Origin of the sequence: Hwangdonia lutea, from assembly GCF_032814565.1 — a bacterium.
Lineage (GTDB): Bacteria > Bacteroidota > Bacteroidia > Flavobacteriales > Flavobacteriaceae > Hwangdonia > Hwangdonia lutea.
In genome coordinates this window covers 2,872,033-2,885,946 of record NZ_CP136521.1, presented here as the reverse complement: position 1 = coordinate 2,885,946, position 13,914 = coordinate 2,872,033, and the positions used below count along the sequence as shown (strand labels likewise).

General features: G+C 37.5%; 8 protein-coding genes. All 8 read right to left on the bottom strand.

Annotation, left to right across the window (positions count from 1 at the left end; all coding sequences use genetic code 11):
* Positions 1 to 23 precede the first annotated feature (23 nt).
* Entirely contained in the window at positions 24 to 1,622 is a 1,599-nt protein-coding gene (locus RNZ46_RS12530; RefSeq protein WP_316982506.1) for a sulfatase family protein, read from the bottom strand.
* 14 nt (positions 1,623 to 1,636) lie between these two features.
* Entirely contained in the window at positions 1,637 to 3,211 is a 1,575-nt protein-coding gene (locus RNZ46_RS12525; protein ID WP_316982505.1) for an arylsulfatase, read from the bottom strand.
* A 3-nt stretch (positions 3,212 to 3,214) separates the two neighbouring features.
* The gene (gene galB, locus RNZ46_RS12520) at positions 3,215 to 5,689 is read right to left on the bottom strand and encodes a beta-galactosidase GalB (protein ID WP_316982504.1); all 2,475 of its coding nucleotides are present in this window, start codon (positions 5,687 to 5,689) and stop codon (positions 3,215 to 3,217) included.
* Between the two features lie 108 nt (positions 5,690 to 5,797).
* Complete coding sequence (locus tag RNZ46_RS12515; RefSeq protein WP_316982503.1) at positions 5,798 to 7,051, bottom strand: glycoside hydrolase family 27 protein; 1,254 nt, start codon at positions 7,049 to 7,051, stop codon at positions 5,798 to 5,800.
* Between the two features lie 154 nt (positions 7,052 to 7,205).
* Positions 7,206 to 10,319, bottom strand: coding sequence for a beta-galactosidase, LacZ type (gene lacZ / locus RNZ46_RS12510; RefSeq protein WP_316982502.1), 3,114 nt, complete (start codon positions 10,317 to 10,319; stop codon positions 7,206 to 7,208).
* Between the two features lie 105 nt (positions 10,320 to 10,424).
* Positions 10,425 to 11,198, bottom strand: a complete 774-nt coding sequence (locus RNZ46_RS12505; RefSeq protein ID WP_316982501.1) for a creatininase family protein — start codon at positions 11,196 to 11,198, stop codon at positions 10,425 to 10,427.
* 1 nt (position 11,199) lies between these two features.
* Positions 11,200 to 11,850 carry a GDSL-type esterase/lipase family protein gene (locus tag RNZ46_RS12500; RefSeq protein ID WP_316982500.1) on the bottom strand — a complete coding sequence of 217 codons (651 nt, stop codon included), beginning with the start codon at positions 11,848 to 11,850 and terminating at the stop codon, positions 11,200 to 11,202.
* Positions 11,851 to 11,862: 12 nt separating this feature from the next.
* A complete protein-coding gene (locus RNZ46_RS12495; RefSeq protein ID WP_316982499.1) occupies positions 11,863 to 13,905 on the bottom strand; it encodes a family 20 glycosylhydrolase in 2,043 nt (680 codons plus the stop codon).
* Positions 13,906 to 13,914: the final 9 nt, after the last annotated feature.

The following is a 13,914-nucleotide window of genomic DNA, read 5'->3' as shown; positions in this document are numbered from 1 at the left end:
ACACAATAGACTAAATAAAACAACTACTTTTTCTTATTGTAAAGCTCAATATAATAATTGTCTAAAGTTTCAGAGTCTTTATATTTTTTTCTAACTTCTTTTAATTTTTGAGTCATTTCTTTTACAACATCGGCATATTCAGGGTCGTTATAAACATTGTTAACCTCATTAGGGTCCTTTTTACTATCGTAAAGTTCCCATTCGTTTACATCGTGGTAAAAATGGATTAACTTATACTCTTTCGTAGCAATGCCATAATGTCTTTTTACGGCGTGTTCTGCAGGATATTCGTAATAATGATAATATACAGCCTCTCTATCCCAAGCCTCTTTTTTTCCTGTTAATAAAGGCACTAAGCTTTCACCTTGCATTTCTTTTGGTGCTTTAACACCAGCAACCTCAAGGAAGGTTTGTGCGAAATCCAGGTTCTGCACCATTTCATCTTCGGTAATACCTGCGGTTATTTTATTTGGCCATTTAATTAAAAGTGGTGTTTTAAAAGATTCGTTGTACATAAAACGCTTATCAAACCAACCGTGTTCTCCTAGGTAAAATCCTTGGTCGGAAGTGTAAACCACAATGGTATTATCGGCTAGTTTTTCTTCATCCAAATAATCCAATACTCGACCAACATTTTCATCAACCGATGCAATGGTTCCTAAATAATCCTGCATATAGCGTTGGTATTTCCAAACGGTAAAGGTTGAATCGTTCATGGTTGGGTAGCGTTTTTTAAAATCTTCATCAATGGGATTGTACACGGCATCCCAATCGGCACGTTGCACCGAATCTAATCTACCAATACTTTGCCCCAATCTGCTCCATTGTTTTATACCGAGTTCCTTTACGGTTTCTGGCCTGAGCTTTACATCGTTAATTAAGGACATGTGTTTAAAAATGCCCATTTCGGCAGTTTTTGCAGCTGTACTTCGTGTATTGTAATCATCAAACAAGGTTTCCGGTAAGGGGAATGTTTTTTTGGTGAACTCGGTATAATGCTTTTTGTTAGGCAACCAAGCGCGGTGTGGTGCTTTGTGCAGGTACATAAGCATAAAAGGCTTGTTGGGGTCTCTGCGGTTTTTCATCCAATCTAAAGTCAAATCCGTTGTAATATCGGTTACATAACCCTTGATTATCGTGTCGCCTTTTTGGGTGATAAACCTCGGATTGTAATAACTCCCTTGTCCGGGTAAAATTTTAAATTCATCAAAGCCTTTTGGGTTATTTCCAAAATGAAGTTTACCAAACATAGCTGTTTGATAGCCTGCTTTTTGGAGGATTTGCGGAAAGGTAACATTAGTCGTATCAAACTTACTTAAGTTGTCAATTTTACCATTTATATGACTGTGTTTACCTGTTAAAATAACAGCTCGCGATGGTGCGCAAATGGAGTTGGTAACCGTGGCATTGGTAAATAACATACCCTCGTTGGCAATACGATCGATGTTTGGGGTTTGTATCAATTTATCATCATAGGCGCTAATGGCTTGATAGGCATGGTCATCAGACATGATAAAAACGATGTTGGGTTTTTTATCAGTTTCGTTTGTAGCCGTTTTATCTTTACATCCAACAAACAAAAAGATGCTGCCAATTACAGCCAAATGGTTTATTAATTTCATAATGTGATTAGTATTTATTTTTGATTAACAAGGTTCTCTACGCCTTCAATTACAAAGGATTTATTTTCAGGTGTTTGATGTTCTTTTTTAATAATTTCAAAGAATTTTTCAAGCATTTCTGGATGTTGGGCCATAATATTGTTTTCCTCTTTTATATCCGCATCCAAATCATACAACTCAACTTCTTTATTTCCTTTTTTAATGTTTTTCCAAATCATTTTCCATTTGCCCATTCTTACGGCAACTTGTCCATTATATCCTGCAAATTCCCAGTATAAATAATCATGTTCTTTTTGGTTTTGTGGATTTGTAAGTGCATTATAAAAGCTAATTCCGTTACTTTTATAATCCGTTTTTACATTTGCTATCTCGTTAAATGTTGGCAACACATCATAAAATGCTGAAATATGATTACTGCTAGTTCCGGCTTTAATTTTAGCAGGCCAAGTAGCAATCATGGGCACACGAATACCACCTTCGTAAGTAAAGCCTTTAACTCTTCCAGCTTTATTTTTAAATAATCCTGAACTATTGAACCACTGTGAATCTCCTCCGCCATGATTGGATGGTCCATTATCTGATGTAAAAATAATTAAAGTGTTATCATATAAACCTTCATTTTTTAAATAGGATACCAGCTTCCCCACGTTTTCATCCAAATAAGATATCATTGCCGCATAAGTAGCATGCGGATATCGGGTTGGAAAATAGTTACCTTTTTCTTTGTGGTAATATGGTTTTTCATCTCCAAATTTTTTCACATAATAATCTACCCATTTTTTTGGAGCCTGTAACGGCACGTGAGGAATAGGACTCGCCCAATACATAAAGAAAGGCTCTTTTTTATTTGTTTCGATGAAACCCATCATTTTATCGAAAATTAAAGTCGGGCTATAATCGGGTTGATAAAATTTCTCATAGGTTGATTCTGCTAATGGGTCACCATCATTTCCTGTTCCTGAATGTGGCGCTATAGTATCGTTTTTTAAGTGAAACCGCTTTTCGTTTTCATAAAGATGTGTTGGCGTGTACGTATGTGCAATTCGCTGGCAATTGTACCCAAAAAAGTAATCGAAGCCCATTTTGGTTGGTATAGACTCGGTATGCGGTGCACCCAAGCCCCATTTTCCAACGATGCCCGTTTTATAATTGGCTGTTTTTAACAATTGGGCGATAGTTGTGGTGTTTTTGGGCATGGGACGTTGCCCTTCCAGGGTAGAATCTTTTAACATTTCAAAATAATCCCAGACTTTTCCGCGTGCTGCCCACTCATCGTTTCCTCTTATACTTGCTTGCCCGCCATGTTTTCCTGTCAATAAGGATGCTCGTGCTGGCGCGCACACAGGAGCAGCTGTGTAATGCTGAGTAAATAACATGCCTTCTTTTGCCAAGGCATCAATATTTGGGGTTTCAATTTTTGTTTGTCCGTAAACACCTAAATCGCCATAACCCAAATCGTCTGCCAGTATGTAAATGATATTTGGTTTTGTATTGATTTGTGTTTCCGTTTGTTTTGAATTGGATTTATTTTGACATCCAAAAATGGCAGTTACACAAATGAAAGCAATAAGAATGCGAAATAATTTCATCTTTTAAATTTTTGTTTGAATGATTATTTTTTCTGTTTTTAAACCGTTACCGGAAACTGTTAAATTTATTTTTCCTGCATTAGAATTAGATTGTACCAAAACTACCAATTTACCACTAAATAATTTCATGGTTGGCAAGTGAAAAGGTTCTAGTGAGGTGGCATCGCCATTACAGGCCGCTTTAAAAATACCGTCGCCTTTTATTTTAAATTTTAATTGATTGGTGGCAGTTGGACAAGGTATGCCGTTTTTATCGACCACCGAAACGGTTACAAAAGCCAAATCCTTGCCATCAGCTTTTATTGTTTTTCTATCTGATTCTAAAACTAATTTATAAGGTTTTCCTGCCGTGTGTATTTCTTTTTCTGCAGCAGGGTTTCCGTCATCATCAAAAGCTACCACTTTTATGGTACCGGGTTGGTATTTTACATCCATCCACATTAAGCGGTACCGGTGTTTTGGTGTACTGTTGTTCTTTTTTTTAATGCCCATGCTTTTCCCGTTTATAAACAATTCAGCGCTGTTGTAACTGGTGTAAACAAATACGGGCGTGGTTTCTCCTTCTCGTCCTTCCCAATTCCAATGAGGTAAAATGTGCAGGGTTTCGTCTTCAGTGTTCCATCGGCTTCGGTATAAATAATAGCGGTCTTTTGGCAAACCCGCCAAATCGTTAATACCAAAATACGAACTGCGTGATGGCCATTTGGTATCATACGGCGTGGGTTCTCCCAAATAATCAAAACCGGTCCACACAAATTCGCCGATTACCCATGGATTATCATCTTGAAGCACAAAATCTTCATCTGGGATATTAGACCAACTACAGGCTTCCAAGTCGTAAGATGATGACTGAAAATCGTCGTATTGCTTCATTTTAAATGCTTCAACAGGAAATTTATAAATCCCTCGCGAGCTAACAGTTGAAGCTGTTTCGGAGCCTAAAATCAATCCTTGCGGAAAAGCTTCATAAGCTTCCTCATATAAATGCGTTCGATAGTTTAACCCTGGAATGTCAAGCACCGCACCAAAGCCAGATGCCATGGTTGCTTTTACTTGATCCATGCCCACGGTAACTGGTCGGGTCGGGTCTTCACGATGAAAAATATCCTGCAGCCATTTAGCACGTTTAGCGCCTTGGCTGCCCCATTGGTCGGGGACTTCGTTACCCGAGCTCCACATGACGATACTTGGGTGGTTTCGTGTGGCGTGCACTAAATTTACAATGTCTTTTTCCGCATCGGTTTCAAAAAAGCGGTGGTAGCCGTTTTCTACTTTTGGTTTTGCCCATTCATCGAAACTTTCAGCTAAAAACAGAAAGCCCATTTCGTCGCATAATTCAAGTTGCTCTAAAGATGGCATATTGTGTGAACTCCTGATGGCATTCGCGCCCATATCTTTTAAAATACGAAGTTGTCGGCGCAAAGCGGATTTATTAATTGCAGTACCAATAGGCCCTAAATCGTGATGCAGACATACGCCTTTAAATTTGGTGATTTTGCCGTTTAAACTGAATCCTCTTTCAGCTTCATAGTTAATGTCCCGAATCCCGAAACGCGTTTCAGTTTCATCCTTTAAAATATTTTCAGCATATAATTGAGAAACAGCCGTATATAAATAAGGATTCTCTGGACTCCATAAAACAGGATTTTTAACGGCTATGTTTTGTTCAAATTCGTTATCGAAAATGGTTTCAGTGGTATTGGTTGCTACTATTTTACCATCAGCATCTTTAATTGTAGTAACCAATTTAAGCTGTTTTCCAGACACTTTGGTCTTCACATGTACCTTCGCCAAATTTTTAGTGATTAGCGGCGTCGTTATAAACGTGCCCCATTGGTTGATGCTTGTTTTATTTTTTACAATAAGCCGTACATTACGATACAAACCTGCCCCGGGATACCAACGTGAAGACAACCCCACATTGGTTAGTTTAACGGCTAATGTGTTTGGTTGATTTGCAAGAATGTGCTCGGTAATATCGAAATAAAAATAGCTATAACCGTAATTCCAACTGCCTATTTTTTTACCGTTTAGAAAAATTTCCGGTTCGCTCATGGCGCCTTCAAAAAGCAAAATGACTTTTTTTTCTGAGCTGAAATTTGGTAGCGAAAATTGATTGCGATACCAACCCACACCAATGTATGGCAATGCGCCTGTACGCCCTGTTTTTTCGGTAGCTACCTTTTCACCGTTTTGAACAATGGCAACGGTTTGTTTGTCTATTTCTTTATCAAACGGTCCTTTTATTGCCCAATCGTGAGGTACGGTAACGGTTTCCCATGTGGAATCGTCAAAAGCAATTTGTTGTGCGTTTTTTACATCGGCTTTAATGAATTTCCAGTTTTTCTCAAGGGTTATAACTTGTCTGTCGGTTTGACCAGAAACAGAACATATAAAAACAATTCCTATTAGGATAGAAATAAAGAGCCTATTGCCATTAATTGTGTATTTTAGGAATTTGTATTTTGAAATATTCATATTCTGAGTTTGACTTTTAGTAATAGTGTCACCTTGAGCGCCGTAAAAACGCTTTGAACTTTTATTTATAGGGTTTCGGTTGCGCTCAACCTGACATCATACTTTACGCTATTTATTCTGAAACACATTAAATGGTTTTGAAACACCTTCGATTTTTAAAACCACCACGCCATGTTTTGGGACTTGAAAAGACAAGCTTTTTTCACTTGTTTTCTCAAAATCTTTTTGCGCCCATAAATCGCGATACGAATACCCTTTTGAAACATCGATTCCAACGGTATCTAAATCAAAAGACATAGTTTCTGTTTTATTTGATCTATTGAGCAATGCGACTGCCACCTTTCCGCTCATGGTATGAATTAATGGTTTTGCCCAAACTTCCAAATCGCCATGATCTATTAAACGACGCGCTTGATACACCAATGGGTCTTGGTTCAAGGCTATCAATTCTTTATTTGTTAATATGGAAATGGTTTCATGGCTCATGCTTCGTAAATCGTTACCGGCTAAAAGTGGTGAGTTCATCATGCACCACATGCTAAAATGGGTTTTGTCTTCTTCGTAGCTCATGCCACGCCCCACTTGTAACATATCCATATCGTTTACATGTCCTGGGGAAGCGTACTTCCATAAATCGGCATTCAAATCGATGATGTGTAAAATGGATTCAAACTTATTGGAAATATCACCCGAAATCCGCCAAGAATCGGCTATTTGAAGCGCCCATTCACCCGGAAATTCCCATCGGCAAATGTTGTAAACAGTGTTGGGTTTAATCTCTTTTATAATGTTTGCTATTTGTGTATATCGGGTTTCTTCATCCAATCCCAACCAATCGCCACCGCACCAATCAACTTTTATAAAATCGTAATTCCAGTCTTTCAGCATTAATTTTAAATCTTTTCTGTCGTGACCAAAAAGCCCCGACCCTGCTCCAATAGTGTCTTTGTCCCAATAAGACGCACAGGTATTAATGCCAGCTTCAGCATAAATACCTGCTTTTAAACCTTTGGAATGAATGTAATCTGAAATGACTTTCATCCCATTGGGAAACCGCTCTTTATGCACCAATAAATTACCTTCAGAATCACGGCCGCCAAAAAAACCGTCGTCAATATTTATGTACGAATAGCCAGCCTCAGCCATTCCTGATGACAGCATATAATCGGCTTGCGCTTTGATGATGTCTTCGTTTATGTTGACATGAAAATTATTCCAACTGGACCAACCCATAATAGGGGTTTGGGGTTTTAGGGTATACTTTGATTCCTTTTGATGCGAAGTTAAAATATCATTTTTATTGCCTTTGGTTTGGCAAGACATTAAAAACATTAATGTTAATAGCAGAATGTATTTATGCATTTTTATTTGGTTAGTTGATATAATTAAAATGAGGTATTTGTTATAACAACACAGTCGAAGCCTCAAAAGTATAGTTGTTTTTTTGTGCTCCGACTGTGTTCAATAATAATATGTGGTAAAAATTAATTTTAAAATAGTACGCTAATAGTTTGAATTATTTAATTACAGGCATCATCCAATATGAGTACGAATAATCCTGATAAGGCAATCGGTACTGTTCCATTGGTAATCTTCCCCAACTGTTTATACTGCCTAAGCCCTGCTGGAAACCATCAATATTTACAAAAACCTCTTTTCGTGGATCGATTTCCCCTGCGTGATGTTGCACTCTTTTATCTCCGGTATGCAAATCGTCTTCACTAAAATTAAGTGCTGAAAAATGGAATGGCGTGTCGCTTAAAAACTTAATTCCCGATCCATCTGATTTAGTTACCGTAGCCCAACGCACTTCCAATTTATTACCTGTTTCTTGCGGACGGATGTACGGGAAATACTGTTCTTCAACCGTTTGCTCAAACACCCCTAACTTAGCCGCATGTTGTCTATCGGTATAGGCTTCAAAAGGCCCCTTTCCGTAGTAAGTAATGTTTTTGTAATCCTCTGGTAAAACGAGTTTATTTCCGAATTTATAAAAATTAGAATACTCGCCTTTAAGGGCTTTTAATTCGTTCGTAACTTTTACAACGCCATCGCCATTTACCAAATAAGTGCTTATAATTTGGGCATCGCCATTAAATATATCCCTTGTAAAAACAACCTGTATATCATTTTTAGATACTTGCTTAACTTCAGATTTAACGGTACCCGAAGTTCCGGCATCTTTCCATGCTTTGTAGCGTAATTGTGTTCCTGCACCATAATCGTTGTCAATTGGTGCACGCCAAAAGTTCACTACGGGACCACTTTTTAGCAAATTTTTATTGTTGAAAGAGTAATCTGTGAGCTGTCCTTCTTTTTTATTGAATGCTAAACTGAAGCCTTCGCCCGTTACGTTTACAACATCACCTTGAGTTTTAAAACTAACGGCTTTAGTTGAATTTTCGGGTAATGCCATTTTAGCATCTTGTAACTTAAATTGCTCGTAAGCCACAACATGACCTGCTTTTAATAATGGCTCGTCTTGTTTTAAAATGGTAGAGACATTCAAGAAATATTCTTTATCGTTTTTAAATTTTGTTTTATAAGGAATCTTAATGGCTTTTTTAGCCTGTGGTGCCGTTACCATATCATTAATAATTCCTGATTCAACAACCGCTCCGTTTTCAAGGATTTCCCACTTTAGCTTGTAGTTTGACAAATCCCTGAAGAAATACCAATTCTTTACATTTATAACGCCATTGGCTAAATCATTTTCATAAAACTTAACGTCTTGATGAATGTGCGCTACTTCGTGAATATGCGGATTTGGTCTTCTATCGGGTTGTACCAATCCGTTATTTAAAAAGTTGTTGTCACTTGGTGTGCCTTCCGGTCCGAAATCGCCACCATAGGCAAAAATTTCCCTGCCGTTTTTAACGGTTCTTAAACCTTGATCAACATAATCCCAAATAAAACCACCTTGTAGTTTATCGTATTTTTCATATAAATCCCAATATTCCTTAAAACCACCCATACTATTTCCCATAGCGTGTGCAAACTCACATTGCACTAAAGGTTTTGTAAAATCGTCGTTTAAGGCGTATTTTTCCACATCATCTGGAGTGGCATACATAGGCACAAACAAATCGGTATTCCATTCGTAAACCGCACGCTCGTACTGCGTTGGTCTGGTATCATCCTGTTCTTTTGCCAATAAATACGACTTATAAAAATTGTACCCATTGCCCGCTTCGTTACCCAAAGACCAAATCACGATAGATGGATGGTTTTTATCGCGTTGTACCATGCGCTCTACACGCTCTAAATGCGATTTTAACCAATCTGGATTATTTGCCAATGTTCTGTGCAATGCATAACCCATACCATGCGATTCGATGTTGGCCTCGTCGATAACGTAGATACCATACTCATCGCACAACTCGTAAAAATAAGGGTCGTTTGGATAATGTGCCGTTCTTACGGCATTGATGTTATATTCCTTAAAAATCTGAATATCCCGAAGCATATCTTCTCTTGAAACAACGTGCCCCGTATCTGGGTCGTGTTCGTGCCTGTTCACCCCTTTAAATAAAATCGGTTTTCCATTTACAAGGTATTGTCCATCTTTAACTTCTGAAGTTCTGAATCCTAATTTTCTTGAAATAGCCTCAATAACGTTGCCTTTTCTGTCTTTAATAATGATATTTAATTGATATAAATCGGGTACTTCTGCAGACCATGTTTTTACCTGCGGAATGATTTTATTGAATTTTAAGGTTTTATCTGATTTTGGTGCTAAATCGTAAGCTGAAGCAGCGGTATAAACTGATTGGTTGTCTTTTGTAATCTCAACAGCCACTGTACCGCGTTGTTTTTTGGCATCGATGCTTTTAATATCAACCGTTAAATCGAATACACCATCGGTGTAATTGTTTTCCAATCCAGCTTTTGCAAAATAATCGGCCAATTGTACATTTGGTCGTGCATATAAATACACATCGCGCTCAATACCTGAAATTCTCCAAAAATCCTGACACTCTAAATAACTACCGTCACTCCAACGATACACCTCTAAAGCAATACTGTTTTTTCCGGGTTTAACGTACTTTGTAAGATTAAATTCCGCAGGCAACTTTGAGCCTTGGCTATACCCTACTTTCTGGCCGTTAATCCAGATATAAAACGCAGATTTTACAGCACCCAAATGAATAAAAATATCTTTCCCGTCCCAATGGTTAGGCACATTAAACGTACGTTTATACGAACCTACAGGGTTATCTCCGTCTGGAATATCGGGCGGATTTAATTTCCCTTTTTGAAACGGATATGTGGCATTTACATAAATGGGCACGCCAAAACCTTCAACTTCCCAGTTTGCCGGTACTTTAATGGTATTCCAATTTGAAGTATCGAAATCTTCTTTATAAAAATCAGCAGGTCTCGCTTCCGGAGTATCACTATAATTAAACTGCCAAATGCCATTTAACAATAAGTAATTTTCAGCTTTAGACATGTTATCCTCTTTGGCCAATTCCAAGGAATTATATGGAAAAAAAGTGGCCCGTGCATCCAATTTGTTTATCCCAATAACGTCTGGGTTTTCTATTACCGGATCCAGTGTTTGTGCCTGAATAGACGGCATCCCAAAACACAATATTAAAGTAATTAGTACTAACTTAAAGCTTTTCATTTTTAATGGCATTTTAAAATTAATTGTTATATGATTTCGTTTAATCGTGTTGAACTACAAATATAGCCAAAAACAACTCGATTGTCTTATGTTTGACATATGAATTTAGGTATACATATCGTCTAAATCGGCATGGTGGAGGTCTTCGAAAAATGAAGCTACTTTTTGGCTCACTGCTTTAAAAAACCGTGCGCCATTTTCTGGGGTTGCCCGTTTAGGATTTCCAACACCAGTGTCTTTTGTAACCGATGTCCATTGGCGTTGCGACGTTACCCAACCTTCTTTTAAACCTTTTAATTTAAACTGTTTGGCAGCCCCATCACCGGCTTCACTTAAGGGCAATACCAAATGTGGTGTTATGTGCATTGTCACCGCGGTTTCCAATTCGCCGGCATGATCCCCGGGTTCAACAAAGTAATCGTTTCCGTTTTCAACTTGCCACCAATTTAAGGCACAGACAAACACACTTGGAAATTCAACCGATAGCTCCCTTATAAACTGTTTAAAATTATTACCGCCATGTGCATTTAAAACAACCAATTTTTGAATGTTTTGACGCTGTAGCACATCAACAACATCCTTTAAAACCGCCAACTGCGTACTCGGATTCATGTTTATACACAAGGGCACATCCAACTGCCCCGTGTTTACTCCAAACGGAACGGTTGGCAAAACAACCACTTTCGCATTTTTACTCCACGCTATACTTGCCGCCTCAATAGCAACCGATTCTGCTAAAATATTATCTGTAGCATAAGGCAAATGATAATTATGCGCTTCGGTGGCGCCCCAAGGTAAAACGGCAACGGTATAATTTTCGTCTTTTACCGTTTTAAAATTGGTTTCTGCCAATACGTAGGGTCGTGGTTTTTTGTTCATTCTATTTAACATATTTACGGATAACTTGTTTCCATTTTTTATAACCTGCTTCACTTAAATGTAACCCATCGTAAGTGTATTTTGGTTTGATGTGCTTTTTGCCGTTTCGCATGGCTTTGTGCAAATCGATATATTTTAAATGGTGTTTTTTTGCTAATATTTTTAAGCGTTGATTTGCTTCTATGATTTTTTGATGATTGTTTTTATGTCCCGAAAACTTTTGGCCCACATGAGGGTTGATGGGTAAAATACTTTGTAAATAGATTTTGGTGTCTTTTGATTGTTTTTTAATCTGTAAAATGATTTTTTCAGTATGTTCTAAAACATAGTCGATGCTTTTTCCACGCGCCATATCATTCGTACCAATCAACAAAAACACTTTTGAAGGTTTTGATGCTGTTACCTCTTTTAACCTGTATAAAATCCCATCGGTAACATCGCCACTAATCCCTCTGTTTATCACATTTTGGTTGGGAAATAGACTTTTCCAATCACCACCTTCAGTAATGCTATTGCCTAAAAAAATGATTTCGTTTTTTGTATCGGCCTCTTTTTCAAATAATGCTTTCCGCTTGTGGTAATGGTCTGAATATTGTTGGGCAAAACCAATATTAGCCGATATAAGAAAAAGCGCTATAAGTATTTTTTTCATTTTTAAAACGCATTAGTTATTCTCAAATTTAGTGCTATATTTTAATTCGGGCACTTCTCTAACGCCATTTTCTGCAATGTTTACTGGAATACAGGTAAACATCCATTTCCATGAGTTTCTATCTTGGGGTATTTTTAAAAGCACTTTATTCCAACCCTTTTTTAAATGAATTTTGGTTGGGCTTCTATAAAAATAGTCTTCATCAATAAACGGAATCTCATCTGTTTTTGTGCCTAAATTAGGCTGTTTCCAAACAGGTGGCTCAATTTCAGTGTTATTTACCCAAATTTTTGGTTTTGTGGTGTGCCAATCACCTTGATTTGGAAAAGGACCAACACGTCGGCCACCTGAGCGCGACCACCCTTGAAAGCCTACCCAGAAATCTTGAATTCTATCGTCGGGCGCATAAATATTAGTATAGGCATAATAGGTGCCTTGTTTGGCGTCGGTAACCGCCGGAAACCCAAAAAAGTGTTTTAGATGAATGGTGCCGCCAGTATGGTTATCTGTCCAAGTAAAGTGCTTTCCGTCAACATTGTAAGTTTCTTTTATACTTTCCTCAACGGGAAAGGATGTTTCAACATTACCTTGATGGTTAAAAGGCCCGATAAGTTTCCAATGTTTATCGGTTTGTTTGATGTATTGAAATTCTTTTCCTTTAAAAAACAAGTCTCTGTGAGCAATTACCTTTTTTTCAAAAGCTTTAAAATCATTAAATTCCTTAGTGTTTTTCGGTGGCAATTTTGCCCAATATTCCGGATAGTCTTTTGCCCTGCCATTCCAAATAGCATCCGAATAAAATACCATGGAAGGATAAATAGGATTTTGAATTAATATATCGCGTTCGTGGTTGATATTATTATCAGGCCACGCTGCTAAAATACCGCCAAGTGCCAACGAATCGCCTTTTGGCTGTCTGGTTGGCTGTTGAAAATATAAACGTGCCATTCCTGCAAAAGGGTCTAAATGATTGATATAATTACTTCTGGAATCTATAAAACGATGACCTTTTCGTCCTTCATGATAGGCCCAAAGTTGATTTATAGAAGTCGAGTCTTTTTTTACCACTATCCCCTCTTTCCAAACAATGACTTCTCTATTATTTTTTCTGATTAAATTCATAATTTCAAAAATAACATCGTTGGAAACGCGCTCGAAATCATTTCTAACTTCATCCGTCCCCATGTGGATGTATGGCACATCTTCGGCGCTGGTTAAATCCATGAGCTCCTGAAACAAATCCAATAAAATGGGTTTCACTTTTGGGTCGCGCATTTCATCAATTTGCAATGCTTTTCTGAACGCATCCGTATGCCCAGGAATATCAAATTCTGGAATAACCGTTATTTTTCTTTCCTTACAAAACTCAAGAATATCCTTAAAATCTTCCTGCGAATAAAAATTGCCTTTTTGACGTAACGTGGCGTGTTCTGCCTGTAATTCTGGGTAAATTTTACTCTCTAATCGCCACCCCGGATTATCGGTTAAATGCCAATGAAATACATTGTACTTATATTGGGCTAACACTTCAATTTGCTCTTTTAACTGTGGAACCGACTGGAAATTCCTACCCGTATCGTGCATAAAACCACGGATTTTAAATACAGGCCAATCGGTTATTGTAAGCTGTGGAAAGATGCCCGTTTCACCTTGTTGTCTAAAGATTTGCTTTAAGGTTTGAATGCCGTAATAAATGCCTTTATGAGTTGCAGCGACAATAACGATTTCATCTGAAATAGTTAAAGCATAGGCTTCATCGTTTTCGTTTTCAACACTCCTTTTATTAAGTGTAATGCTTAGCCCTTTGGTATCCGTTTTTATGTTTTTTGATTGAAAAAAATCAGTTAACAAATTTTTTTCATTTTCAAAATCGGAGGTTTGAATATTGATATTTTCAAATTGAATTTCCTCATTGCCATAATTGATTTCTTGAGGCGTTGGAATTATAGGATATTTATCTTCAAAATTCACAGGATTGGAATCCGCACAACCACTGGTAACAAAACCCAAAAGCGTTATGTAAATAAAAATTTTAACTTTAAAAAAATCCAACATATTTAAACT